The sequence below is a fragment of the Streptomyces sp. NPDC025273 genome (genome assembly GCF_040638585.1).
Classification (GTDB): domain Bacteria; phylum Actinomycetota; class Actinomycetes; order Streptomycetales; family Streptomycetaceae; genus Streptomyces; species Streptomyces cinereorectus.
On record NZ_JBEZYP010000005.1, the window covers coordinates 90,570 to 114,033 of the forward strand.

At 71.1% G+C, this 23,464-nt stretch carries 26 protein-coding genes and 1 tRNA gene; 12 read left to right on the forward strand and 15 right to left on the reverse strand.

Annotated features, from left to right (window positions below):
- Positions 1 to 27 precede the first annotated feature (27 nt).
- The 9 genes from AB0F38_RS11125 (at position 28) to AB0F38_RS11165 (ending at position 9,076) form a co-directional block, all read left to right on the forward strand.
- Entirely contained in the window at positions 28 to 237 is a 210-nt protein-coding gene (locus AB0F38_RS11125) for a hypothetical protein (protein WP_319655059.1), read from the forward strand.
- Between the two features lie 92 nt (positions 238 to 329).
- Complete coding sequence (locus tag AB0F38_RS11130; RefSeq protein WP_361890074.1) at positions 330 to 1,916, forward strand: hypothetical protein; 1,587 nt, start codon at positions 330 to 332, stop codon at positions 1,914 to 1,916.
- A gap of 1 nt (position 1,917) precedes the next feature.
- Positions 1,918 to 4,005 carry a hypothetical protein gene (locus AB0F38_RS11135; RefSeq protein WP_361890077.1) on the forward strand — a complete coding sequence of 696 codons (2,088 nt, stop codon included), beginning with the start codon at positions 1,918 to 1,920 and terminating at the stop codon, positions 4,003 to 4,005.
- A 223-nt stretch (positions 4,006 to 4,228) separates the two neighbouring features.
- Entirely contained in the window at positions 4,229 to 4,696 is a 468-nt protein-coding gene (locus AB0F38_RS11140; protein ID WP_361890079.1) for a hypothetical protein, read from the forward strand.
- Positions 4,697 to 4,779: 83 nt separating this feature from the next.
- Positions 4,780 to 5,682: a bifunctional DNA primase/polymerase gene (locus AB0F38_RS11145; protein WP_361890082.1), complete on the forward strand. Its 903-nt coding sequence runs from the start codon at positions 4,780 to 4,782 to the stop codon at positions 5,680 to 5,682.
- Positions 5,679 to 6,029, forward strand: coding sequence for a hypothetical protein (locus AB0F38_RS11150; RefSeq protein WP_361890085.1), 351 nt, complete (start codon positions 5,679 to 5,681; stop codon positions 6,027 to 6,029). The genes AB0F38_RS11145 and AB0F38_RS11150 overlap by 4 nt, the downstream gene beginning before the upstream one ends.
- A complete protein-coding gene (locus AB0F38_RS11155) occupies positions 6,026 to 7,273 on the forward strand; it encodes a DUF3631 domain-containing protein (RefSeq protein ID WP_361890088.1) in 1,248 nt (415 codons plus the stop codon). Before AB0F38_RS11150 ends, AB0F38_RS11155 begins: the two co-directional genes overlap by 4 nt.
- Positions 7,274 to 7,439: 166 nt before the next feature.
- Entirely contained in the window at positions 7,440 to 7,625 is a 186-nt protein-coding gene (locus AB0F38_RS11160; protein ID WP_030635885.1) for a helix-turn-helix domain-containing protein, read from the forward strand.
- 71 nt (positions 7,626 to 7,696) lie between these two features.
- Complete coding sequence (locus AB0F38_RS11165) at positions 7,697 to 9,076, forward strand: site-specific integrase (protein ID WP_361890091.1); 1,380 nt, start codon at positions 7,697 to 7,699, stop codon at positions 9,074 to 9,076.
- Positions 9,077 to 9,247: 171 nt separating this feature from the next.
- Here the strand turns inward: AB0F38_RS11165 and AB0F38_RS11170 are convergent.
- Positions 9,248 to 9,329 (reverse strand) — tRNA-Tyr (locus AB0F38_RS11170).
- 166 nt (positions 9,330 to 9,495) lie between these two features.
- Between AB0F38_RS11170 and AB0F38_RS11175 the strand changes: the two genes are divergently transcribed.
- From AB0F38_RS11175 to AB0F38_RS11185, 3 genes are all read left to right on the forward strand, one after another.
- Positions 9,496 to 9,984 (forward strand): YajQ family cyclic di-GMP-binding protein, encoded by a 489-nt coding sequence (locus tag AB0F38_RS11175; protein ID WP_329040019.1) that lies wholly within the window; start codon positions 9,496 to 9,498, stop codon positions 9,982 to 9,984.
- Positions 9,985 to 10,168: 184 nt separating this feature from the next.
- The gene (locus AB0F38_RS11180) at positions 10,169 to 10,711 is read left to right on the forward strand and encodes a methylated-DNA--[protein]-cysteine S-methyltransferase (RefSeq protein WP_361890093.1); all 543 of its coding nucleotides are present in this window, start codon (positions 10,169 to 10,171) and stop codon (positions 10,709 to 10,711) included.
- A 79-nt stretch (positions 10,712 to 10,790) separates the two neighbouring features.
- Complete coding sequence (locus tag AB0F38_RS11185) at positions 10,791 to 11,132, forward strand: alpha-ketoglutarate-dependent dioxygenase AlkB (RefSeq protein WP_361890676.1); 342 nt, start codon at positions 10,791 to 10,793, stop codon at positions 11,130 to 11,132.
- Here the strand turns inward: AB0F38_RS11185 and AB0F38_RS11190 are convergent.
- The 14 genes from AB0F38_RS11190 to AB0F38_RS11255 all read right to left on the reverse strand — a co-directional run bounded on the left by AB0F38_RS11190 (position 11,093) and on the right by AB0F38_RS11255 (position 23,397).
- Entirely contained in the window at positions 11,093 to 11,365 is a 273-nt protein-coding gene (locus tag AB0F38_RS11190; RefSeq protein WP_361890095.1) for a GlsB/YeaQ/YmgE family stress response membrane protein, read from the reverse strand. The two genes, AB0F38_RS11185 and AB0F38_RS11190, sit on opposite strands and share 40 nt — an antisense overlap.
- A gap of 81 nt (positions 11,366 to 11,446) precedes the next feature.
- Positions 11,447 to 11,839, reverse strand: a complete 393-nt coding sequence (locus AB0F38_RS11195) for a YccF domain-containing protein (protein WP_361890098.1) — start codon at positions 11,837 to 11,839, stop codon at positions 11,447 to 11,449.
- Positions 11,836 to 12,699: a zinc metalloprotease HtpX gene (gene htpX, locus AB0F38_RS11200; RefSeq protein ID WP_361890101.1), complete on the reverse strand. Its 864-nt coding sequence runs from the start codon at positions 12,697 to 12,699 to the stop codon at positions 11,836 to 11,838. Before htpX ends, AB0F38_RS11195 begins: the two co-directional genes overlap by 4 nt.
- A 246-nt stretch (positions 12,700 to 12,945) precedes the next feature.
- Positions 12,946 to 13,410 (reverse strand): large conductance mechanosensitive channel protein MscL, encoded by a 465-nt coding sequence (gene mscL / locus AB0F38_RS11205; RefSeq protein WP_361890104.1) that lies wholly within the window; start codon positions 13,408 to 13,410, stop codon positions 12,946 to 12,948.
- Between the two features lie 92 nt (positions 13,411 to 13,502).
- Entirely contained in the window at positions 13,503 to 15,035 is a 1,533-nt protein-coding gene (locus tag AB0F38_RS11210; RefSeq protein WP_361890107.1) for an NADH-quinone oxidoreductase subunit N, read from the reverse strand.
- Entirely contained in the window at positions 15,032 to 16,582 is a 1,551-nt protein-coding gene (locus tag AB0F38_RS11215; RefSeq protein WP_361890679.1) for an NADH-quinone oxidoreductase subunit M, read from the reverse strand. The genes AB0F38_RS11210 and AB0F38_RS11215 overlap by 4 nt, the downstream gene beginning before the upstream one ends.
- Before the next feature lie 27 nt (positions 16,583 to 16,609).
- Complete coding sequence (locus AB0F38_RS11220; protein ID WP_361890110.1) at positions 16,610 to 18,610, reverse strand: NADH-quinone oxidoreductase subunit L; 2,001 nt, start codon at positions 18,608 to 18,610, stop codon at positions 16,610 to 16,612.
- Positions 18,607 to 19,026 carry an NADH-quinone oxidoreductase subunit NuoK gene (nuoK, locus tag AB0F38_RS11225; protein WP_361890113.1) on the reverse strand — a complete coding sequence of 140 codons (420 nt, stop codon included), beginning with the start codon at positions 19,024 to 19,026 and terminating at the stop codon, positions 18,607 to 18,609. The genes AB0F38_RS11220 and nuoK overlap by 4 nt, the downstream gene beginning before the upstream one ends.
- Positions 19,026 to 19,580 carry an NADH-quinone oxidoreductase subunit J gene (locus tag AB0F38_RS11230; RefSeq protein ID WP_361890115.1) on the reverse strand — a complete coding sequence of 185 codons (555 nt, stop codon included), beginning with the start codon at positions 19,578 to 19,580 and terminating at the stop codon, positions 19,026 to 19,028. Before AB0F38_RS11230 ends, nuoK begins: the two co-directional genes overlap by 1 nt.
- On the reverse strand, positions 19,577 to 20,191 hold the full coding sequence (locus tag AB0F38_RS11235) for an NADH-quinone oxidoreductase subunit I (protein ID WP_361890118.1): 615 nt from the start codon (positions 20,189 to 20,191) through the stop codon (positions 19,577 to 19,579). The genes AB0F38_RS11230 and AB0F38_RS11235 overlap by 4 nt, the downstream gene beginning before the upstream one ends.
- Positions 20,191 to 21,159 (reverse strand): complex I subunit 1 family protein, encoded by a 969-nt coding sequence (locus tag AB0F38_RS11240; protein WP_361890120.1) that lies wholly within the window; start codon positions 21,157 to 21,159, stop codon positions 20,191 to 20,193. The genes AB0F38_RS11235 and AB0F38_RS11240 overlap by 1 nt, the downstream gene beginning before the upstream one ends.
- Complete coding sequence (locus AB0F38_RS11245) at positions 21,156 to 22,373, reverse strand: NADH-quinone oxidoreductase subunit C (RefSeq protein WP_361890123.1); 1,218 nt, start codon at positions 22,371 to 22,373, stop codon at positions 21,156 to 21,158. Before AB0F38_RS11245 ends, AB0F38_RS11240 begins: the two co-directional genes overlap by 4 nt.
- Positions 22,370 to 23,005, reverse strand: coding sequence for an NADH-quinone oxidoreductase subunit B family protein (locus AB0F38_RS11250; protein WP_361890126.1), 636 nt, complete (start codon positions 23,003 to 23,005; stop codon positions 22,370 to 22,372). Before AB0F38_RS11250 ends, AB0F38_RS11245 begins: the two co-directional genes overlap by 4 nt.
- Positions 22,996 to 23,397 carry an NADH-quinone oxidoreductase subunit A gene (locus AB0F38_RS11255; RefSeq protein ID WP_033297557.1) on the reverse strand — a complete coding sequence of 134 codons (402 nt, stop codon included), beginning with the start codon at positions 23,395 to 23,397 and terminating at the stop codon, positions 22,996 to 22,998. Before AB0F38_RS11255 ends, AB0F38_RS11250 begins: the two co-directional genes overlap by 10 nt.
- Between the last annotated feature and the right edge of the window lie 67 nt (positions 23,398 to 23,464).

The window sequence follows — 23,464 nt, forward strand, 5'->3', positions numbered from 1 at the left end:
CTTTTCTCTTCGATTTGGAGTGCCGGTATGGCCGAGTACCACTTCGTCATCTCCGCTCAGAGGCCCCTGCCGGGTGGTGGGTTCGCCATGGGCGACTGGTCCAGCTGCATCACCCCGGAGCCGGGCTGGAGTCGGCAGGACACCTTCGAGGTGATCCGGGCCGAGTTCGCCAAGCGCTACCCGGAGCTCGGGCGGGCCTGCGTCACGTTCTTCTCGCTCGAACTGAACACGCTCTGACCTCGCACCATCTCGCTGCGCGGTGGCCCGGACTCTTGCTTGGAGGCCGGGTCCGGGCCACCGCTCTCCTCCACAAAGGGAGTGCGCTCAGCATGACCGATGTCAGCACTGAACCGGTAGCAGCCCCCGCTGCCACCCCGCCCGAAACACCCCCTCCCACCACACCGGCACCCGACCCCGCCCCGGCTGCGACCACGACCGTGGAGCACACGGCCGGCGGGTGGCCGGTGGTTCCGCTCGCGGTGACCGGGGCGAACTCCACGATCGGCCTGGTCGCCGCGTCCGCGCTGGTCGGGGGGCCGGTCGGTGCGGCGCTCGCCGCGACCGGGGCCGCCGTTGTCGGCGTCGCCAGTGCGGCACGCCGCCGCAGCAAGGCCCGCCGTACGGCGGGTGGGACCGCGTCCCGGGCCGTACGGAAGGCGTCCGCCACCCGTACCGGCCGGGGCGTTCCCTCGCAGGGCCGCACCACGGCCTCGCGCTCCACCGGGGCCCCGTCGCGATCCCAGGGCGGCACCAAGGCCAGTCTCCGCAAGGCAGGTTCGACCGGCGGCCGGCACGGCACCGGTGCCTCTACGGGGACCGGCCGAGGAGCGGCCGGGAAGTCGGCGGGCCGTGGAGCTCTGGGCAGGCATGCCCCGCAGGTCAGTGCCCTGCGCGACACGGCCCGCACCCAGTCGCCGACCCGCCATGCGGCCCGGACCAACACCGCTCAGGCGCGGCGTTCGGTGGCGGATGCCCGCCGCGCCGCCCGCGCCAGCACAACACCCAGCACCACCGGCACGGGCGGCAGGTCCGCCGCCTCGGGCGGGTCCGGCAAGACCCGGCCGTCGGGACTGCTCGGCCGGGCCAGCAGGGACACGCTCAACAAGGCTCGTTCTGCTCGTGACGCCGCGATCCTCCGGGGCCGTACGGCGCGGGATGCGCGGGCTGCGGGCCGGTTGGAGTCGAGCCGGGACCGGATCCGTAAGGCCGGTGTCCGCAGGGCCGCCCGCGCCGCGCTGCGCAGGTCGGCTCTCCGGAAGCAGGGCCGTCGTCTGATGGCCACGTTGCTGGCGGCCCCGCTGGGTGTGCTCGGGATGCTGAGCACACCGCTCGGTAAGCGGCTCGGGTGGGCTTGGTTGCAGCAGCCCGGCCGCCGCCTCTACCGGCACCTGATGCGCTCGGCCGAGGAGCGTAAAGCCGCCCGCGACGCCGCCATACGCGAGCGTCTCGCGGCCGAGGAGAAAGCCCTCGACGACGCCGCCGCGGCTGATGGTCCGGAGATCGGCGACACCGTTCAGTGCCCGTTCCACCTGCTCCCCGCCCCGTACAGCACTCCGTTGGAGGTTGTCAGCATGTCCGGTTTCAAGTTCGAAGAGGCCGCCGCCGAGATGGAGAACGCGGCCCGCACCTACGAGCCCGAGAACAGCATGGAGATCCTCTCCATGGTCGAGAACCTCCCCCACGCCCTCACCTCCGTGGCGAACACGTTCCGGATCCTCGCCGAGCGGTCCGACTCGGAGTTCCCGCTGGAGAAGGACATCGCCGGGGCGTTCGACGAGATCTACGGCGCCCTGATGCGGGCCGTGGACGCGTCCGCCGACCTGGGGGACCTCTTCCGCCAGGTCCACGACCACGACATCGCCCGCCACGAGGACCCCCGCAACGGGCCCGAGGCCGAGAAGGGCTGGAACGTCTGACATGACCACCAACACCACCACCAACAAGCAGTCCGGTGGTCCGGTGTGGGACTGGGCTGCTGGTCACGGACCCGTGACCGGCGCCCTGTCCGCCACCACCGGAGCCTTCGCCCTCGCCACCACCGGCGCCGCCACCGGCATGCCCCCCGCCTGGATCGTCGCGGTCGGTGCGGCCGGTGCGATCGGCCACACCGTCAGCAGCCTGCGCGACCGCCTGTCCGCCCGCACGATCAGCATGCGGTCCGCCTCGTGGCTGGTCGGTGCGGGATGGACCACGTGGGCCATGACCACCGGGCCCCTGACCTGGGCGGCGCTCGGCTCCCTTGCCGTGATCGGCGTCGGCATCGGGACCACCGCCCACTCCACCCTCCTCCACGAGGAAGCCCGGGAGCTGGAAGCCCTGGCCGCCGCCGAACGCCAGGTAGCCGCGGAACTGTCCGCCGGGCGCCGGGCGATCGCCGCGGAATGGGTGGACCGGGTTCAGCGGGTCTGCGGCATCACCCTGCGGGTCCTCGCGGTGGAGATGTGGCCGACCGGCACCGGGTTCACCATCGATGCCGAACTCCCGGCCGGCGGGACGACGTACGGGCGGATCGCGCAGGAGTCGGCCAAGCTCAGCGCCGATGCCCGCCTCCCGCACGGCTGCACCGCCACCGCCGGACCCGGCATCGACCAAGGCCGGGTCCTGATCGACGTCACCACCAAGAACGTGCTGGAACAGGAAGTCTTCTACCCCTCCGACTACAGCCGCCTGTCCATCCACACCGGCATCCCCTGGGGGCTGCGGACCAACGCGGACGAGATCAAGGCGTACCTGCGCGAGCAGTGCGCCCTCGTGGTCGGGCCGACGGGGTCGGGGAAGACGAACATGGTCCACACGATCCTGGCCGGGTTCGCCCGTGCCGAGGACGTGCTGACCTGGGTCATCGACCTGAACGCCGGATCGGCAGGCCTGCCCTGGGCCCGCCCCGCCTTCGACACCCACGGCCACCCCGTGGACGGGGTCCAGCCGGGTATCGACTGGCTGGCCGCCTCCCACCAGGAGGCGCTGGTGATGTTGAACGCGGCGGTGAGGATTGCGAAGCACCGCAAGACCGCCTACCAGGACCTCATGGCCCAGGCGAACACGGACCTGCTCCCGATCAGTGCGCAGATCCCGCAGATCATGCTGGTCGTGGACGAGGGTGCGGAGATCCTTTCCAGCAACGACCGGGAGCTGAAGAAGCTCGCCGCCCTGATCCTGGAAGTCATCCGGATCGCCCGCGCCATGGGCATCCGTACGGTTCTGACCGCGCTCGGTGCGACGAGCAGTGTGGTGGGGAACCTGATGATCCGCCGCGAGGCCAAGGTGCGCGTCGCGCTGACCGGTGGTGAGAAGGAGGGCATGGACCTGGGCAAGCAGTTCCCCGGCTCCCGTGGCCTCAAGCCCGAGCAGGCCCCCTACAAGGGGTCCGGGTTCATGGGCACCCCGGAGTCCGAAGTCGGGCTGTTCAAGTCGTGGCGGATCCTGCCCAACCAGATCCGCGACATCGTCACCGCCACCACCACCCTGCACCCCGTCCTCGACAAGCCGTCGACCAAGGCGGCCGGGGGCGCCTACGCGGACCGGTGGAACCCGGAGCGCACCGCGTGGATGCGCGACCACACCCTCACCCCCGGAACCGCGGGCCCGGCCGCACAGTCCGCGGCCAACAGCGGGGGTGGGTTGAACCTGTCCGCCCTCCGCGACCAGCCCGCACCGGCGACCGACGAGGACGCGGCGGTACGGGCGTTCATGGAGCAGATCGACCAGCAATTCGGCACCGCCCCCGAACCCCGTAAGGACTCGGAGCGTCCGGCCGCGTCGGGGCTGAACCTGTCCGCGCTGCGACCGGAGAACAACGCCGCCCGCCAAGCCGCGCTCCGGATCCTCATGGACGCCGGCCCCGAGGGCACCGGTGCTTCCGCGATCGCCCGCGCGCTCGCCGACGAGCACGGCACGTCGCGGCAGACGGTCGTCGGCTGGCTCAAGGAGTGGGCCGAGGAAGGCGAAGCGGTCCGCGTCGGCGAGGGCACGAAAACCCGCTACGTCCACCGCCGCTACACCTGAGCCCGCCCCTCGCTTGTCGCCTGTCACCCACCCCACCCGAGAAGGCACCCACACGGGTTTGTGGGGGCCGGAAACGGCTTGTGACCTGCAAGGCGACAAGCGACAAGACAAGACAAGCGACAAGGCACACGACAAGCCGGACGACAAGCGACACGACAAGCCAGCGCGGGCGACACCCCTCCCCAACGAGGGCTGTCGCCCGCGCTGCTGAAGGAGCCCCGTCGTGCATGAGACCGCGTACGAGATCACCACCCTCACCCCCCAGCAACCCATCGCACACCCCGCGATGCTGCCGACCGAGATCCCCCCGGGAGTGCAGATGGTCACCCTCCCCGGCGGCATCCGCACCCTCGCCTACACCCCGACCCAGGCGCCGCCCGCGCCGCCGGTCCCGGTCGCGCAGCCGATCCCGACATGGGCCAAGACCACCGCCCTGCTCGCCCCGACGATCGGCGGCGGCGTCGCTGCCGCCGGGATCGGACTCTCCTACGCAGCCCCGGGACTGATCGCCATGAGTGAAGCCCTCTGGGCCGCCGTCGCCCTCATCGCCGCCGCAGCCATCGGCGTCCCCGCCCTGCTCCGGTTCGGCCGCAGCGCGGCCGGCGCCGGGCGGGGCGCGACGCACATCACGCAGAACATCACCGCGTCCGGGATGTTCGGCAAGGCCAACGGAACCATCAACCACCGCTGAACGCCGAGGGCGGCCCCCGTCTCGCCAAAGTCCGGGGCCGCCCTCGTCCAGCAACTCACTCACGAGAAGTGGAGACATCCAGCATGACCCATCACGCCCCGTCCGCGCTGCTGTCCGCAGCCTTACGAGCCGCCGAGCAGGGCTGGCACGTCTTCCCGCTCCGGCCCGCCGACAAGCGGCCCGCGCTCCACGGTGAGTCCGTCTGCCCCCTGGTCGGGGACTGCGCCAGTGGTCACCGCAAGTGGGAGGACCGGGCCACCACCGACCCGGACCGCATCCACCGGGCCTGGGCCGACCGGCCGTTCAACATCGGCATCGCCACCGGCCGCTCCGGGCTGGTCGTCGTCGACCTCGACATGCCCAAGCAGAAGAGCATCACGGGCACGCCTGGCGGCGTGACGACCTTTGAGGCGCTCTGCGAGCGCGCCGGACAGGCCGTGCCAGCCACCTACCGGGTGCGGACCGCGAGCGGTGGACAGCACCTGTACTTCACCGCCCCGGATGGCATCCGGTTCGGCAACACCGCCGGGTTCCTTGCCCCCTCGATCGACACCAGGGCGTGGGGCGGGTACGTCGTCGCCCCCGGCAGCACCGTCAAGGGTCGTGCATACGAGGTGATCGACCACGCCCCGGTGGCCTCGTTGCCGGGATGGCTGCTGGACCTCCTCAGGCCCGTGGAGCGGCCCACCGGGCCCCTGCGGCTGTCTGTGCCGAGGAGGGGCAATCGGGCTGCTGAGACTGCGCTGGAGCGGGAGACCGCCCTCGTGGCAGGCACGGCTGAGGGCGGCCGTGAGGCGCAGCTCTTCGAGAGCGCCCGGAAGGTGGCTCGCTTCGTTGGTTGGGGCGACCTGGCGCGGGACGAGGTGGAGGAGGCATTTCAGAGGGCGGGTGAGGCAGCCGGACTCCCGGCTTCCCAGTGCCGCTCGACTCTGCGCAGCGTTCTGAACTGGTCCCTGCGCACCTGCCGGCCGAGGGAGAGGACGTGAGCTCCCGGCCGAATCCCCCTCTGAAATGCCTGCCCTCCACCCCCACCGGCCCCTACCTCACCGAACCGGCCCTGGCCGTCACCGGGGGTGGTGCGGCGAAGGGCGTCGCCGAAGGCGTCCCATCTGCTGTTCGCCCTGACCAGCAGATGGGAGACGGCCGCTACGCCATCGCCTGGCTGGCCATCAGCGCGCCCCGCGGCGCGGTCCCGACCGCGACGAGCGTCTGCGCGTGCGGCCGTAACCGGTTCGCCGCCGGTCGTCACAAAGCCCTCGCCCTGGTCGAAGACCACACCCGCCACCGCGACCTCTGCCCGCTCCGCACCCACCAGAAAGGCGCCGCCGTATGAACGCGACACCACCCGCACCGCCCCTCGACGGCGCCACCGTGCTCAACGACGTGGAGAGCTTCCACCGCAGGTTCAACGTCTTCCCCACCGAGGCCGCCTACGTCGCCGTCACCCTGTGGGACGCTCACGCGCACCTGGTGGAGTGCTTCGAGACCACACCCCGGATCGCGTTCCTCTCCCCGGAACCGGGCAGCGGGAAGTCCCGGGCCCTGGAGATCGTAGAGCTCCTCACCCCCCGGCCGGTGAGTACGGTCTCGGCATCCGCGAACGCCCTGTACAGGCTCGTCGACTCCGCCGCCGGTCTGCCCACCGTGCTCTTCGACGAGGTGGACACCATCTTCGGCCCGAAAGCCGGGGCAGACGAGGCACTGCGCGGCTTCCTGAACGCCGGATACCGGCGCATCGGCGGTGCCCTGCGGTGCGTGGGGGAGGGCTCCAACCAGAACGCGCAGGTCTTCGGCTCGTACTGCGCGGTCGCCATGGCCGGGCTCGGCTCCCTGCCCGACACGGTGCTGACCCGCTCGGTCATCGTCCGCATGCGCAAGCGCGCCCCGAACGAGCGGGTGGAGCCCTACCGGCAACGCATCCACGAGAAGCAGGGACACGAGCTGCGTGACCAGCTCGCGGCGTGGGCCGACACCGTCCGCGACCAAGTCGCCGACGCCTGGCCCGAGATGCCCGACGGAGTCACCGACCGGCCGGCCGACGTCTGGGAGCCCCTCCTCGCCGTCGCCGACGCCGCCGGGGGCGACTGGCCCGCCCGGGCCCGTACCGCGTGCCTGGAGCTGATCAGCGCCGCACACGACAACGACGAAGCCTCCCTCGGAGTACGGCTGCTGACCGACCTCCGCGACCGAGTGTTCTGCGGCGCCGACCGCGTGCCCACCGCCGTCGTCCTCGAAGGCCTGCTGGCCATGGACGACGCCCCTTGGGGAGACCTGGACGACAAGCCGATCAACTCCCGCACCCTGGCCCGGCTGCTCGCCCAGTACGTCACCCCCGCCAACAAGCCCATCAAGCCGCGCGGCATCCGTACCCCGTCCGGCTTCCCCAAGGGTTACTACGCGGAAGACCTCACGGACGCCTGGACGCGGTACTGCCCTCCCTCCCCTGAGGAATCCGCCACGTCCGCCACATCCGCCACACCGCAGGTCAGCGGCGGTGAATCCGTGGCGGATAGCGCCAAGGCCATCCGCCACACGTCTGCGGAAGCCGCCACACCGCTCTTCCCGGTCGCGGGCTGAACCCCAGCGCCACCAGGTGCCGCCACACCGCGGGTGTGGCGGCACCTATCCGCCACCGAACCGCTATCCGCCACAAACGCAGGGCTCTGACCTGCGATGTGGCGGCGTGGCGGACGTGGCGGATCTCCAGAGCCAAGAGACCACGCGCTCAAAGAGGAGTCGCACCATGGCCAGCCCGCAGATGCTCAAGCTCCCCGAGGTCCTCGCCGAACTCGCCATGAGCCGCGCCGCGTTCTACCGCATGCGTGCCCGCGGCAAGGCGCCCAAGCTCATCAAGCTCCCCAACGGCCAGCTCCGCGTGCGCCGTGCCGACCTCGACGCATGGTGGCGCGACCTCGAAGCCGCCGCCTGACCGCCCGCTCCCCCGCCAGAAACCCGAGGGCCCGCCGGACCGGCGGGCCCTCGGCCTGTTCCAGGAGAACCATGCCCCTCACGTACGACGTGCGCCTCTACTCGATCGAGGTGCGGCGGGACCGGCCCAAGCCCTACCGGCTGCGGTGGGTGGTCGGACAGCGCAAGCACTCCAAGAGCTACCAACTCAAGGCCCAGGCCGACGGCCGGCGCTCGGAGCTGATGGCCGCCGTCCGGCGCGGCGAGCAGTTCGACGAAGAGAAGGGCCTGCCGACCTCCGAGCTGCGCGCCCTCCAAGGCTCGATCACCTGGTACACGCACACCCGCGCATACATTGACCGCAAGTGGGCGGCAGCGCCGGCCAAGTCCCGCAAGAACTACGCGGACGCTCTGGCCACCATCACCCCGGCGCTCGTGAAGTCGTCCGCCGGAAAGCCGGACGCGGCACTGCTTCGGCGAGCGCTGTACGGATGGGCGTACAACCGCAACCGCTGGAACGAGGAGCAGCCGGAGGACGTCGCGCAGGCTCTGCGGTGGCTGGAGAAGAACTCCCTGCCGGTGTCCGCGCTCGAAGACGCGGCCACCGTACGGCTGGCGCTGGACGCCTTGGGGCTGAAGATCGACGGAAAGCCCGCGGCACCTTGTACCGCCCGCCGAAAGCGCGCGTGCCTCAGCGACGTCCTGGGCCTGGCCGTCGAAGAGCGGTACTTCACCATGCCGGTGAACCCGCTGACGACCGTGAAGTGGGTCGCGCCGAAGTCAGCCGAGGAAGTCGATCCACAGAGCGTCGCGAACCCGCGCCAGGCGCGCTCGCTTCTCCAGGGCGTCCGCGAGCAGGGGCCCCGCGGCAAGCACCTCGAAGCGTTCTTCGGGTGCCTGTACTACGCCGCCATGCGGCCGGCGGAAGCGACCGCCCTCCGGGACTCGCAGTGCCAACTCCCGGAGACAGGGTGGGGCGCGCTGACGCTGCGCGAAGGGGCCGTACGGGCCGGTCGTAACTGGACCGACGACGGCGAGGCCCACGAGATGCGGCACCTGAAGGCACGGGCGGTCAAGGACTCCCGGCCCGTGCCGATCCCGCCGCACTTCGTGCGCCTGCTGCGTCAGCACATCGCGACGTACGGCGTCGCCCCGGACGGTCGGCTGTTCCGGACGAGCCGCGGCGGCCTGCTCCAGGAGACCGGGTACGGCGAGGTCTGGGCACGGGCTCGGAAGGAGGTACTGACCGAGGGCGAGCACGCGTCGCTCCTCGCCCGCCGCCCATATGACCTACGTCACGCCGGAGTTTCCTTCTGGCTCAGCTCCGGAGTGGACCCCATGGAGTGCGCGCGGCGGGCCGGCCACACCATCGCCGTCCTCTTCCGCGTCTACGCGAAGGTGCTCGCACAGACCCAGCAGCGGGCCAACGACCGGATCGACGCGGCACTGCGGGAGTGGAACGAGCCGGAGTGAGCCTGTCCCCCGGGGGACGGCTGGGGGACACACCCTGATCAGGGGTGGGATTCGGGTGAGACAACGTGGGATTCGGGGGCCGAGCGGCGCCGTCCGCGGTCCCACTTGCACACACGCAGAAACCCCGCCCGACCTGTGGTTTAAGCAGGTCGGACGGGGTTTCCCGTCCTGTGGCGGCGCCAGGGTTCGAACCTGGGTAGGCTGAGCCGGCAGATTTACAGTCTGCTCCCTTTGGCCACTCGGGCACACCGCCTCGAACGACGCGTCGAAGCCCCATTTCGGTGCTCCTTGGCGACGACGTAAACGATACCCGATGTCCGGGGGTGTTACGCCACCTGATTGATCAGTGCTCGACGCGGGCGGGGGTGGCTAGGCTTTGCGGCGTACCCCAACGCATACGACGCAAGGAGCCACACGTCATGGCCGACTCCAGTTTCGACATCGTCTCGAAGGTCGAGCGGCAGGAGGTCGACAACGCCCTCAACCAGGCCGCCAAGGAGATCTCCCAGCGCTACGACTTCAAGGGCACCGGCGCCTCGATCTCGTGGTCCGGCGAGAAGATCCTGATGGAGGCGAACGGCGAGGAGCGGGTCAAGGCGATCCTCGACATCTTCCAGTCCAAGCTGATCAAGCGCGGGATCTCCCTGAAGTCGCTGGACGCGGGCGAACCGCAGCTGTCCGGCAAGGAGTACAAGATCTTCGCCACGATCGAGGAGGGCATCTCGCAGGAGAACGCCAAGAAGGTGGCGAAGATCATCCGCGATGAGGGCCCGAAGGGTGTCAAGGCTCTGGTCCAGGGCGACGAGCTGCGGGTCAGCTCGAAGAGCCGGGACGACCTGCAGGCCGTGCAGGCGCTGATCAAGGGCAAGGACCTGGACTTCGCGGTGCAGTTCGCCAACTACCGGTAGACGGTTCGCCGCCGTGTGCGGCGGTTCTCGGGCGGGGCGGGGTGTGCCGGCCGGTACACCCCGCCCCGTCCGTGTATGCGAGGTCCGGAAACGCCGGTCGCGGCGCGGCGGAGGTCGCGGACCGTGCGTACGGGGAGGGTCGGGCCCCGGTTCCGCGGGGCGCCGGACAGGGAGTGTGACGAGGATGACGACGGTGTACGCGAGGGTCGGCAGCCCGCTGGGCGAGCTGCTGCTGGCCGGTGAGGAGCGGGCCGGAACGGGCGGGTCGGAGGGGGTGGCACTGGCCTCCTTGTCAGTGCCCGGGCAGAAGGGCGGCGCGGTCGTGCAGGACGGCTGGCGGCACGCTCCTGACCTCTTCAAGGGGGTCGCAGGGCAGTTGGCGGCGTATTTCGAGGGGCGGCTGACCCGCTTCGGCATCGAGTACGCGGACGGCGTGGGCACGGACTTCCAGCGGCGGGTCTGGAGGGCGCTGGACGCCATTCCTTACGGACGGACGGTCTCGTACGGGCAGATCGCCGCGCAGGTGGGTTCCGCGGGAGCCGGGGTGCGGGCCGTGGGGACGGCGATCGGGCGCAATCCGCTGCTGGTCGTACGGCCGTGCCACCGGGTGATCGGGGCCGACGGGGCGCTGCGGGGCTACGCGGGCGGTGTGGAGCGCAAGGAGCGGCTGCTGGGGCTGGAGGGCGCCCTGGAGGGGCCGGTGACGGTGAGCGGGGTTCCGGCGTAACGGGGACTCCGGGGTGGGAGCCGCCTACCCGCCGGATGCCGCACTGGTCAACTTCTGTGACGGTGCGGCGCGCACGGGGATGCGCCAGGACAAGGAGGGGCGGTCGGGTGCGCCCGTGGTGTCACTGAGCCTCGGTCACACGTGCGTGTTCGGCTTCGGGAACACGCGGGACCGGGGGCGGCCCTGCAACGATGTGGAGTGGGTCTGCGGCGACCTGTTCGTGTCCGGCGGCCCGTCACGCTACGCGTTCCACGGGAGCACGAAGGTGTTCGAGGCAACGGCCGGGCCCGCGTCAGGAATGCGGGCCCGGCCGGCTCGATCCGACGTGGCGCGAGACGGGCTCGGGCGCGACGGACCCGGGCGGGGGCGACGCGGCGCAGGTCAGCGGCGGTCGCGGGAGTTACCGAAGAGCAGCCGGTAGGCGATCAGCAGGACGAGGGAGCCGCCGATGGCCGCGATCCACGTTGCCGTGTCGTAGAAGTCGGTGCTGATCGGGCGGTCGAGGAAGCGGGACGACAGCCATCCTCCGAGGAAGGCACCCACGATGCCTATGAGGGTCGTACCGATGATGCCGCCGGGGTCGCGGCCGGGCAGGAGGAACTTGGCTACGGCCCCGGCCAGCAGCCCGAGGATGATCCAGCTGATGATGCTCATGTTCGCGAACCTACCCGTCTCGTGATCCTGCAAGCCAGGACGCTCGTGGGGGTGGGTCCGGTTGCCCGGGGCGCTTGTGGACTAGCGCGTCGCGAACGGCTGGTCGGTGCGGACGATCTCCTTGCCGAAGGGCATCAGGGAGACGGGGATCAGCTTGAAGTTCGCTATGCCCAGCGGGATTCCGATGATCGTGACGCACAGGGCGATGCCGGTGAAGATGTGGCCCAGTGCGAGCCACCAGCCGGCCAGGATCAGCCAGAGGATGTTCCCGATGAACGAGGGGCCTCCGGCGTCGCGGCGGTCGACGACGGTGTAGCCGAACGGCCAGAGGGCGTACACCCCGATACGGAACGCGGCCAGGCCGAAGGGGATGCCGATGATCGTGATGCACAGGAGGAGTCCCGCGGCGATGTAGCCGAGGAACATCCAGAAGCCGCACAGGAGCAGCCATATGACGTTCAGGATTGTCTTCACGGTCGATAGCCTGCCATCTGCTCGAGTCGGGCGATGCGTTCCGACATGGGCGGGTGGGTGGAGAACATCTTGGACATGCCGCGGCCGGGGCGGAACGGGTTCGCGATCATCATGTGGCTCGCGGTCTCGATCCTCGGTTCGGGCGGCAGGGGAAGCTGTCTGGTGCCGGCGTCGAGCTTGCGCAGGGCGCCTGCGAGGGCGAGCGGATCGCCGGTGAGCTGTGCCCCGGCCGCGTCGGCCTCGTACTCACGGGAGCGGCTGACGGCGAGCTGGATGACGGAGGCGGCGAGCGGGCCGAGGATCATGATCAGGAGCATGCCGACGATGCCGGGCCCCTCGTCGTCGTCGGACCGGCCCACGGGGATCAGCCAGGCGAAGTTGACCAGGAACAGGACGACGGAGGCGAGGGCTCCCGCGACGGAGGAGATGAGGATGTCGCGGTTGTAGACGTGGCTGAGCTCGTGGCCCAGGACTCCGCGCAGTTCGCGTTCGTCGAGGATCTGGAGGATGCCTTCGGTGCAGCACACGGCGGCGTTGCGCGGGTTGCGGCCGGTGGCGAAGGCGTTGGGCGCCTGCGTCGGGGAGATGTAGAGCCGGGGCATGGGCTGACGGGCCGCGGTCGAGAGCTCTCGGACGATGCGGTAGAGCTGTGGCGCCTCGAATTCGCTGACGGGGCGGGCCCTCATGGCGCGCAGGGCGAGCTTGTCACTGTTCCAGTACGCGTAGGCGTTGGTGGCGAGCGCGACGAGGAGGGCCACGACGAGGCCGGTGCGTCCGAAGAAGCTGCCGATGACGATGATGAGTGCGGACAGGCCCCCGAGGAGTACGGCGGTCTTCAGCCCGTTGTGCCGGCGGTGCACGGTACGCCCTCCAAGTGCTGCAGCAGGGGAACCCTTGCTCGGGTGGTGCTCCACTCCCCCAGTGGAGCCTCCCGTACTGGTCAACGCGAGGCGGGGGGAGCTAGTTCCCTTGTGCGGGGAGGCCGGGGGCGAAGGTGGTAGGGGCGGATCCCACCGGATCCACCCCTGGGCCGTACGGGTGGCCGCGCCTGGGCCGCGCCCGTGCGTCGGCGCCGTGCCGCGTCGACGCCGTGCCGCGTCGACGCGTCAGCGCTGTGCGGGAAGGCCTGCCAGCGCCCGGGCTTCGGCGTCCGGCTCGACGTCGCTGGTGCAGTGGCCGCAGCGGGTGGCGACGGCGGGAATCTCGATGAAGCAGTGGGGGCAGTCGCGCAGGGCGGCCTTGATGTCGGCCTTCTCTTCCTCTTCCTTGGTCGCGAAGCGGTTCTGGACGTTGGCCATGGGGACGACGACCAGGAAGTAGAGGACGGCGGCGGTGATGACGAAGGCGATGGCGGCGCTGATGAACAGGCCGTAGGGGAAGATCGCACCGTCGACGGTGAAGGTGGCCTTGCTGAAGTCACCGGTTCCGCGGGTGAAGAGGGCGATCAGAGGCACGATGAACGCGTTGCTGAAGCCGGTGACGACGGCGGTGAAGGCGGCTCCCACTGCGAGGCCGATGGCCATGGAGATGACGTTTCCGCGCAGGATGAAGTCTTTGAACCCGTTCAGCACCGCTCTGGCTCCTCTTTGGTCTTTTCAGGTGACGCGTGCAGCCAAGACCATGCCCTATGCGGACCTCGGGGAGCAAGCCGGTCCTGCGGGGGTCAGAACAGGTTGACGGCCGCGAAGCGGAGGACGACCTGGGGCGCGCCGGAGAGTGCGACACCGGTCACCGCGGTGAGCGCGATGGCGGTGGTGAGCGGCGCGGGAGTGCGATGCCTCGACGGCGTGGGGGCCTGCGCACTGTCGGCCGCCTCCGGCAAGCGGAAGAGGGCCGCGGTCCATCGGAGGTAGTAGTAGAGCGCGATCACCACGTTGACGGCCATGACGACGGCGAGCCAGCCCAGTCCGGCGTCGACGGCCGCGGAGAAGACCGTGACCTTCGCGAAGAGGCCGATGATGCCGGGCGGCAGCCCGGCCAGGCAGAGCAGGAAGAAGCCCAGGGCGAGTGCGGCCAGGGGGCGGGTGGCGTAGAGACCTCGGTAGTCGCTGAGACGGTTGCCCGGGTGGGTGCGGGCGACGAGGGCGGCCACGGCGAAGGCGCCGAGGTTCACGACGGCGTACATGAGGGCGTAGGCGACCGTGGAGCCGATCTGTTCGCCGCTTGAGTACGCGGCGGCGGCGATCGGGACGAGGAGGTAGCCGGCCTGGCCGACGGACGACCATGCGAGGAGGCGTACGGCGCTGCGGGCGCGGGTGGCGTTCTGCCGGAGTGCGGCGACGTTGCCGACGGTCATGGTGAGGGCGGCGAGGACGGCGAGCGCGGGCCCCCAGACGTCCGCGTACGACGGGAAGCCGATCACGGTGACGAGGATGAGGCCGGAGAAGCCGACCGCCTTGCCGACGACCGAGAGGTAGGCGGCGATGGGGAGCGGCGCCCCGACGTAGGTGTCGGGGACCCAGAAGTGGAAGGGGGCGGCGGCGGTCTTGAAGGCGAAGCCGACGAGGGTGAGGGCGACCCCGGCCCTGGCGAGGGTGTCGAACTGGCCGGGTACCTCGTCGAGGCGTGCGGCGATCTCCGTGAGGTGCAGGGTGCCGGTGGCCGCGTACACGAAGCTGACGCCGAGGAGCATGACGGCGGTGGCGACGACGGAGGAGAGGAAGAACTTCAGGGCCGCTTCGGAGGACCGCCGGTCGCCGCGCTTGATGCCGACGAGGGCGAAGGCGGGGAGCGAGGCGACTTCGAGGGCCACGACGAGGGTGGCGAGGTCGCGGGCCGCGGGCAGAAGCGCGGCTCCCGCCGCGGAGGACAGCAGCAGGAACCAGAACTCGCCCGCGGGGAGCTTGCGGGTGTCACCGAGGGAGAGCAGCACGGTGAGCAGCGCGCCGCCGAGCACGAGGGCCTGGATGACGAGGGCGAAGTGGTCGGCGGTGTAGCTGCAGGCCTGGGCGGGGCCGGTGAGGCAGAAGGTGGAGCGGTCCCCGGCGCGCAGTGGGACGAGGAGGGCGAGTGCGGCGACGAGGCCGGCCACGGCGCCGTAGCCGAGGAGCGGCTTGCGCCGTTCGCCGACGAAGAGATCCGCGACCAGGACGAGCAGGGCCGCCGTGGCAGCGGTGACGGGGGGTGCGATCGCGAGCCAGTCGACGGACTGGACGAGGCTTGCCGCCCCGGTTGCGCTGTCGGCTGCCACGGTCACGACTTGCCTCCTGCGAGGAGCTTCTGCACGGCCGGGTCGGTGAGGCCGAGGAGGACGGCGGGCCACAGCCCGGCGAGGACGGTGAGGGCTGCGAGGGGGGTCCAGGCGGCGAATTCGTAGGTCTGGATGTCGGCGACCGGACGCGGTTCTTCGCGCTTCTCGCCCATGCAGACGCGGCGTACGACGATGAGCATGTAGGCGGCGGTGAGCAGGGTGCCGAACGCGCCGACGGACATGAAGGTGAGGAAGGCGGGGCGGCTGAGGCCTTCGGCGGGGTCGAAGGCGCCGAACAGGGTGAGCATCTCTCCCCAGAATCCCGCGAGGCCGGGGAGTCCGAGCGAGGCGATCGCGGCGAAGGCGAGGAGCCCGCCGAGCCTTGGGGTGCGGCCGTAGAGCGCGGCGCCGGTGGCCCCGGCGAGGGTGTCGAGGTCCGCTGTGCCGTAGCGGTCCTTGACGGCGCCCACCAGGAAGAACAGCAGGCCGGTGATGAGGCCGTGGGCGATGTTGGCGAAGAGCGCGCCGTTGACACCGGTGGGGGTCATGGTCGCGATGCCGAGGAGCACGAAGCCCATGTGGCCGACGGAGGAGTAGGCGATGAGTCGCTTGAGGTCGCCCCTGGCGCCGGGGCGGGCGAGGGCGAGACAGGCCAGGGATCCGTAGAGGATGCCGACGACGGCGAACGCGGCGAGGTAGGGCGCGAAGGCCTGCATCCCGTCGGGGGTGACGGGGAGCAGAATGCGGACGAAACCGTACGTGCCCATCTTCAGCAGGACGCCGGCGAGGAGCACGGAGCCGACGGTCGGGGCTGCGGTGTGGGCATCGGGGAGCCAGCTGTGCAGAGGCCACATCGGGGTCTTCACGGCAAGGCCGATCCCGATGGCGAGCACGGCGATGACCTGCACGGAAGCGGTGAGACCACGGCCGTTGTCAGTGGCGAGTGCCACCATGTCGAAGGTGCCGCTCTTCAGTCCGATGAGGAGCAGTCCCAGCAGCATGAGCACGGAGCCGAGCAGGGTGTAGAGGATGAATTTCCAGGCAGCGGGCTGCTTCCGGTCACCGCCCCAGCGGGCGATGAGGAAGTACATCGGGATGAGGACCATCTCGAAGGCCAGGAAGAACAGCAGCAGGTCGAGGACGGCGAAGGTCGCGAGGGTGCCGGACTCCAGGACGAGGACGAGTGCGACGAAGGCCTTCGGGGAGGGGCCCGCGGGGGGCTTGAAGTAGCTGTGGAGCGCGCAGAGGAAGGTCAGCAGCGCGGTGAGTACGAGAAGGGGGAGCGAGATGCCGTCGGTGCCGAGGTGGATCCGGACGTCGAGAGCCGGGATCCAGCTGATGTCGGTGGTGGCCTGCATTCTCGACGGGTGGTCGTGGTCGAAGCCGGCGGCCAGGACGAGTGCGGCGACGAGCACGGCGCCGGTGACGGTCACGCCGTGGCGGAGCGCGGCCTGGTCCGGGTTCCTGCCCCTGAGCCCGGGCGGGGCGGGCAGGAGCGCGGCGACCGCGCCGAGGAGCGGGGCGACGACGATGAACGCCAGGAGGAACTGCATCACGGATGCGCTGATATCGATCACGGCTCACGCCCCGGCGTTGACGTTGGCAAAGACGACGGCGGCGATCGCCAGGACAAGGGTTCCGGCGAGCAGCGCGCCGAGGTAGGTCTGCACGTTGCCGGTCTGGGCGCGGCGGACCGCGGTGCCGAGTCCGCGGGTGAGGCCGGCCGAGCCGCGGACGTACGTGTCGACGACCTCACGGTCCAGGAAGCGGACGAGGCGGGCGGCGGCCAGGACGGGGCGGACGAAGAGCGTCGTGTACAGGGCGTCGAGGTGGAAGCCGGTGACCGCGTGACGGTGGAGCGGGCCGAGGAGGAGCCGGCCGGGGTCGGACGGATCGGGGGCGTCCGCGATGGTGCCGTACGCGGCGGTGTGTGACGCCATCGCCTCGACCTCGACGAGGGCGGGTTCGGCGTCGGGGTGTGCGGCGACCGCGCCGACCGGGGGGCGCTCGGCGTGGGCCGTGGTGTGGCGCCAGGCCCCGTAGGTGACGAGTCCGCCGACGAGACCCACGCCGGTGGACAGGACGGCGGTCGTGAGGGTCGGGGTGAGGCCGTGTCCGTCGAACCAGTCGGTGATGACGCCGGCGGTGAGGCCGAAGGCGATCGTGGGGACGGCGAGGACCCAGAGGACGGAGGTCATCGCGACGGGCTGCCTGCCGTGGTCGGGGGCCTCGGTGCCGCGTCCGCGGAACGTGAGGAGCCACAGGCGGGTGGCGTAGGCGGCGGTGAGGACCGCGGCGAGGAGCCCGGCGACGAGGACCGTCCAGCCGGCGGCGGCCGGGGCGATGTCGCGGTCGCCGAGGGCGGTGTGCTCGGCGGCGACGAGGACGGCTTCCTTGGAGAAGAAGCCGGCGAACGGGGGGATGGCGGCGAGTGCCAGGAGGGCGACGGTCATCGTCCAGTAGGCGTCGGGGATCCGCTGGGTGAGGCCGCCCATGCGTGACATGGCGGCGAGTGAGTTGGTCCCCGCGGCGTGGATGACCACGCCGGCCGCCAGGAAGAGGACGGCCTTGAACGCACCGTGGGAGATGAGGTGGAAGACGGCGGCCCCGCGGTCACCGACGGCCAGGGCGCCGGACATGTAGCCGAGCTGGCCGATGGTCGAGTAGGCGAGGACGCGTTTGATGTCGTCCTGGGCGAGGGCGGCGAGCCCGGAGCCGATCATCGTGACGGCCGCCATCACGGCGAGGACGACGAGGGCGGCGCCGGAGGCGGCGAAGACGGGGAGGAGCCTGGCCACGAAGTAGATGCCGGCGGCGACCATCGTCGCGGCGTGGATGAGCGCGGAGACGGGGGTGGGGCCGGCCATCGCGTCGGGCAGCCAGGTGTGCAGGGGGAACTGCGCGGACTTGCCCGCGACGCCTGCGAGGAGCAGCAGGGCGATGAGGGTGGGGTGGTCGAGTCCGCCGTTCGTGACGGCGGCCAGGATGCCGGTGATGCGGAACGTGCCGGTGTCGGCGGCGAGGGCGAACAGTCCGATGAGGAAGGGGACGTCGCCGAGCTTGGTGACGAGGAAGGCCTTGAGGGAGGCGGCGCGGGCCTCGGGCGTCTCCCAGTAGTGGCCGACGAGGAAGTACGAGCAGATGCCCATGATCTCCCAGCCGACCAGGAGCACCATCAGGTCGCCGGAGTAGACGACGAGCAGCATCGCGGAGGTGAAGAGGGAGACGAGCGCCGCGTAGGAGGTGTAGCGGGTGTCGTCGCGCAGGTAGGCCGTCGAGTAGATCTGCACGCAGGTGGCGACGAGCCCGACGAGAACGGCGACGAGGACGGCGAAGCCGTCGAGGTGCAGGGCGAGGTCGATGGGGACCGAGCCGGTGGGGGTGAGCTGGGTCGCGGCGTCGATGGCCCGGCCACCGCCCTGGCGCACTGCGACGAGGACGGCGATGACGGCCGCGGCGAGGGTGGGCAGGACGGCGAGGGGGCGGGCGAAGCCGGGGACGGTCCTGCCCAGGAGGAGTCCGGTGGCGGCGCCCAGGAAGGGGAGGAGGGGGACGAGGACGGCGAGGGTCGTGGTGGTCACGCGGTGGCCTCTGCCTTCTTTGCCTTCCCTGCCGGAGCAGTGGCCTGGTCTGCGGTGCCGTGGGGGGCGTCGTCGGTGGCCTCGTCACCGGGAAGCGTCTCGGCCTCGTCGGTCTCCGCGGTGTCGCGGAGGCGGTCGATGTCCGAGGTGCCCCGGTTGCGGTGGACGGCGAGGACGATCGCCAGGCCGATGCCGATCTCGGCTGCGGCGATGGCGATGGTGAAGAGGGTCAGCGCCTGGCCGGAGTGGAGTGCGTCGCGGAGCCAGACGTCGAAGGCGACCAGGTTGAGGTTGACGGCGTTGAGCATCAGCTCGACGGACATCAGGACGAGGATCGCGTTGCGGCGGGCGAGGACTCCGTACAGACCGGTGCAGAAGAGGAGGGCGGCGAGCACGGCGGGATAGGCGAGGTGCATCAGCTCTTGTCCTCCCGGTCCTTGCGGGACAGGACGATCGCGCCGACGAGAGCGGCGAGCAGCAGGACGGAGAGCGCCTCGAAGGGCAGCACCCAGTGCCGGAAGAGGAACGCGCCGGAGGCCTTGGTGGAGCCCTGGGCCGGTCCGTCCAGGTCGATCCAGGTCGTACGGAAGGCATCCACGACGACCCAGACGAGAGCGGCGGCCGAGGCTGCTGCCACGCCGAGGGCGATCCACCGGTTGCCCGAGTCGGCGTCCGGGGACCGGCCGATGGGCGCTCGGGTGAGCATCAGCCCGAAGAGGAGGAGTACGACGACGGAGCCGACGTAGATCAGGACCTGCACCCAGGCGATGAACTCGGCCGTGAGCAGGAGGTACTCGACGGCCAGACCGCCGAGCGCCACGACGAGCCAGAGGGCGGCGTGCACCAGCTGCCTGGTCGTGACGGTGATGAGCGCTGCGCCGAGGGTGGCGACACCGACGAGGAGGAAGGCGATCTCGACGCCGGTCGGGGAGAGGAAGCCGGGGTGGCCGGCAACGGCTGCCAGGGTCACTCCTGTCCCCCCTCTTCCGGTTCGGCTGCTCCGGCCGGCTGTTGCGGCTGCGTGGTGCGTTCCGCCTGCGCTGCCTCTTCCGCGTCCTGGGCCGCACGGTGCTTCTCCGCCGTCTTGCGGGCGGCGGCGATCTCCTTCGGTTCCTCGGCCCCCGGGTCGAGCGCGGGCGGTTCGGGCACGGTCCACATCCATTCGCGGAGCTTGTCGCGCTCGTGGGTGAGCTCGTGGATGTCGGTCTCGGCGTACTCGAACTCCGGGGACCAGAACAGCGCGTCGAAAGGACACACCTCGATGCAGATACCGCAGTACATGCAGAGGGCGAAATCGATCGCGAAGCGGTCCAGGACGTTGCGGCTGCGCTCGCGGCCGCCCGGGGCCGCCGCGGGCACCGTCTCCTTGTGGGAGTCGATGTAGATGCACCAGTCGGGGCACTCACGGGCGCAGAGCATGCAGACCGTGCAGTTCTCCTCGAACAGCCCGATGACGCCGCGGGTCCTGGGCGGCAGTTCGGGCTGGACGTCCGGGTACTGGGCGGTGACGGTGCGCTTCGTCATGGTCCGCAGGGTGACGGCGAGACCCTTGGCCAGGCCTGCGCCGGGGATCGGAGGCACTAGTTGATCGCCACCTTCACGATGCCGGTGAGCGCGATCTGCGCGAGGGCGAGGGGGATGAGCGTGGTCCAGGCGAGCTTCTGCAGCTGGTCCTCGCGCAGACGGGGGTAGGTGACGCGGAGCCAGATGACGACGAAGGCGAGGACGGCCGTCTTGAGCAGTGTCCAGACCCAGCCGAGCCCTTCGGCGCCGAGCGGACCGTGCCAGCCGCCGAGGAAGAGGACGGTGGTCAGCGCGCACAGGACGACGATTCCGGCGTACTCGGCGAGCAGGAACAGGGCGAACCGGAGCCCCGTGTACTCGGTGTACGCGCCGAAGATGATCTCCGAGTCGGCAACGGGCATGTCGAAGGGCGGGCGCTGGAGCTCGGCGAGCCCTGCCACGAAGAAGACGAGGGCGCCGACGATCTGCCAGGGCAGCCACCACCACTCGAAGGCGTCGAGGATGCCGGGGAGCGAGACGGTGCCGGCCGCCATGGCCACGGAGGCGGCGGCGAGCAGCATCGGCAGCTCGTAGGCGAGCAGCTGTGCGGCGGTGCGGAGGCCTCCGAGCAGGGAGAACTTGTTGGCCGAGGCCCAGCCCGCCATCAGCGAGCCGAGCACGCCGACGCCCATGACGGCGAGGACGAAGAAGATGCCCGCGTCGACGACCTGACCGACCGCGCCCTCGCCGGGTCCGATCGGGATGGCGACGATCACGAGGAGGTACGGGAGGAGTGCGACGGCGGGGGCCAGCTGGAAGATGCGGCGGTCCGCCCCGGCCGGGACGATGTCTTCCTTCTGTGCGAACTTCACCCCGTCCGCGACGAGCTGGGCCCAGCCGTGGAACCCGCCCGCGTACATGGGGCCGAGGCGGCCCTGCATGTGCGCCATCACCTTGTGCTCGGCCTGCCCCACGACCAGGGGGACGACCATGAACACGGCGAAGACGACGAGGAGCCGAAGGGCGACGTCGAGTACGTCGTTCACGCGGTATCGCCTCCGGCGGGAGGATCGGTTCGGGGCGCGGCGTCAGGATCGGTGGCGGAGTCGTCCTGCGGCTGCGGTGCGGGTGCCGCCTCGGCCCCGCTCCCGGCGTCTGCCTGCCGTTCCCCGGGCTCGGCGGCCCGCTCCTCGCTCGGCGAGGCGGACCCGGCGGCTCCTGGCCGCGGCTGGTTGGTGGTCCCGGGGTCCGGGCCGGGCGCGGCGGTGTCGCCCGGGGTGCCGGGGTCCGGCTCGGGGTCGCCCTCGAAAGCGGGGCGGGCGTGGTGCCAGGGTGCGTCCGTGCTGCGGACGGCGCGAGGCTGCCGCGAACCCGCGGGCGGGGTGCCGGCGGACCCGGCGTCGGCCGGTGCCCCGGCGTCGGACGGCGCGGCGTCGGACGGTGCGGACGGTGCGGACGACGGTGTCGAGCCGGTGGTCCGGGAGGCCGATCCCTGGGAGGCACTGCGGGTACGGCGCGCCGGTGCGGCCTCCGGTGTCGCCGCAGCGTCCGGCGCCGTGGCCGTGTCCGGCGCTGCGGGCCGCTGGGCCGCCGAGCCCTCGGTCACGCTGCGGGCCCGGCGTACGGGCCGGTCGCCCGCCGCGCGGGCCGCCCTGGCGGGGCGGGCCGGGGCAGGGGGGAGCTGCCCCTTGAGCGGACCCCACTCGTTCGGGTCGGGCACACCCGGCGGCAGCATCGTGCGCCGCTTGGGCCCGCCGTGTTCTGACTCGCCCGGCTCCTTCGCGCCCGGCCAGGCCTTGGCGACCCGGGCCGCCAGGACGAAGTCCTTCCGCAGCGGGTGGCCTTCGAAGCCCTCGGGCAGCAGCAGCGGGGCCAGGTGCGGGTGGCCCTCGAAGCCGATGCCGAACATCTCGTACGTCTCGCGCTCGTGCCAGGCCGCGCCCGCGTACACGCCGACGGCGCTGGGCAGGCCGGGGGTCTCGTGCGGGACCGTCGTACGGACGAGCAGGCGCCGGACCGTACCGTCGCCCAGCGCCGCGACATGGGCGCAGACGCGGAAGGCGGTGCCTTCGTCGACCGCGCTCAGCCAGTCGAAGTAGCTGCAGCCCAGTGCGTCACGGGCCGTTTCGAGGGCGCCCGTCCAGGCGGCGGCGGGGACGTCGACGGTCAGCAGGTCGTACGCGTACGTGGCGGTGGCGTCCGCGCCGAAGATGTCGGTGACCGCGTCCGGCAGCCGGTCGTAGGTGTCAGCGGCAGTCACTTCCGCTCCTCCCCCGGCGTCCGCGGGGCGGCGACGAGACCGCTGCGCAGGGCGGCGGCCGAGGGGCGGACCGTGTCCCCGGTGGCGTACCGGTCGGCGAGCGACTCGCGGGCGATCTTCTCCTGGAGCTTGAGGATGCCCTGGAGCAGCGCCTCGGGCCGGGGCGGGCAGCCGGGTACGTACACGTCGACAGGGATGATCTGGTCGACGCCCTTCGTCACGGAGTACGAGTCCCAGTACGGGCCGCCGCAGTTGGAGCAGGCACCGAAGGAGATGACGTACTTCGGTTCGGGCATCTGCTCGTACAGGCGCTTCACGGCCGGGGCCATCTTGTCCGTCACCGTGCCGGACACGATCATGAGGTCGGCCTGCCGGGGCCCGGGCGCGAACGGGATCACGCCGAGCCGGATGAAGTCGTGGCGCGCCATGGAGGCGGCGATGAACTCGATGGCGCAGCAGGCGAGTCCGAAGTTGAAGACCCAGAGGCTGTAGCGGCGGCCCCAGTTGAGGACCACCTTCATCGGTTCGGGCGCGAGCCGGGACAGCACGCCGAGCCTCTGCGACTGCGGCAGCGTCGTCGGGTCGGGCAGCGGAACGGGGGGTTCGGGGTTCGGCCGGCTCGTCACGCCCATTCGAGGACGCCCTTCTTCCATGCGTAGAGCAGTCCCACGGCCAGGAAGCCGAGGAAGATGAACATCTCCACCAGCGTCGTCGCACCGTATCCGGGCGCCGCGAACACCGTCGCCCACGGGAACAGGAAGATCGAGTCGACGGCGAAGATCACGTACAGGAACGCGTACACGTAATAGCGAACCTGGGTGTGGGCCCAGCCCTCCCCCACGGGGTCCACGCCGCACTCGTACGTGAGGAGTTTCTCCGGCGTCGGGACCACGGGCCTGAGCAGCCGGCCGGCCCCGAAGGCGACGGCGACGAACAGCACGCCGACCACGGCGAGCAGCCCGACCACCGAGTAGCTCTGGAAGTAGTCCGACGCGAGAACGGTCGGTCCCGGCACGTCCGCCACGTCCGCCCCTCGCTCCCTCAGCCTGTCCGACGGTCTGTACGCACGGGAGTCTAGGCCCTGCTAAAGG

Coding starts and splice junctions, on each gene's coding strand:
- AB0F38_RS11175 (WP_329040019.1), top strand. CDS start 9,496: ATGGCCGACTCCAGTTTCGACATCGTCTCGAAGGTCGAGCGGCAGGAG.
- AB0F38_RS11160 (WP_030635885.1), top strand. CDS start 7,440: ATGGCCAGCCCGCAGATGCTCAAGCTCCCCGAGGTCCTCGCCGAACTC.
- AB0F38_RS11180 (WP_361890093.1), top strand. CDS start 10,169: ATGACGACGGTGTACGCGAGGGTCGGCAGCCCGCTGGGCGAGCTGCTG.
- nuoK (WP_361890113.1), bottom strand. CDS start 19,026: ATGCACCTCGCCTATCCCGCCGTGCTCGCCGCCCTCCTCTTCTGCACC.
- AB0F38_RS11185 (WP_361890676.1), top strand. CDS start 10,791: ATGCGCCAGGACAAGGAGGGGCGGTCGGGTGCGCCCGTGGTGTCACTG.
- AB0F38_RS11130 (WP_361890074.1), top strand. CDS start 330: ATGACCGATGTCAGCACTGAACCGGTAGCAGCCCCCGCTGCCACCCCG.
- AB0F38_RS11145 (WP_361890082.1), top strand. CDS start 4,780: ATGACCCATCACGCCCCGTCCGCGCTGCTGTCCGCAGCCTTACGAGCC.
- AB0F38_RS11215 (WP_361890679.1), bottom strand. CDS start 16,582: ATGCAGTTCCTCCTGGCGTTCATCGTCGTCGCCCCGCTCCTCGGCGCG.
- AB0F38_RS11125 (WP_319655059.1), top strand. CDS start 28: ATGGCCGAGTACCACTTCGTCATCTCCGCTCAGAGGCCCCTGCCGGGT.
- AB0F38_RS11190 (WP_361890095.1), bottom strand. CDS start 11,365: ATGAGCATCATCAGCTGGATCATCCTCGGGCTGCTGGCCGGGGCCGTA.
- AB0F38_RS11250 (WP_361890126.1), bottom strand. CDS start 23,005: ATGGGCGTGACGAGCCGGCCGAACCCCGAACCCCCCGTTCCGCTGCCC.
- AB0F38_RS11165 (WP_361890091.1), top strand. CDS start 7,697: ATGCCCCTCACGTACGACGTGCGCCTCTACTCGATCGAGGTGCGGCGG.
- AB0F38_RS11155 (WP_361890088.1), top strand. CDS start 6,026: ATGAACGCGACACCACCCGCACCGCCCCTCGACGGCGCCACCGTGCTC.
- AB0F38_RS11135 (WP_361890077.1), top strand. CDS start 1,918: ATGACCACCAACACCACCACCAACAAGCAGTCCGGTGGTCCGGTGTGG.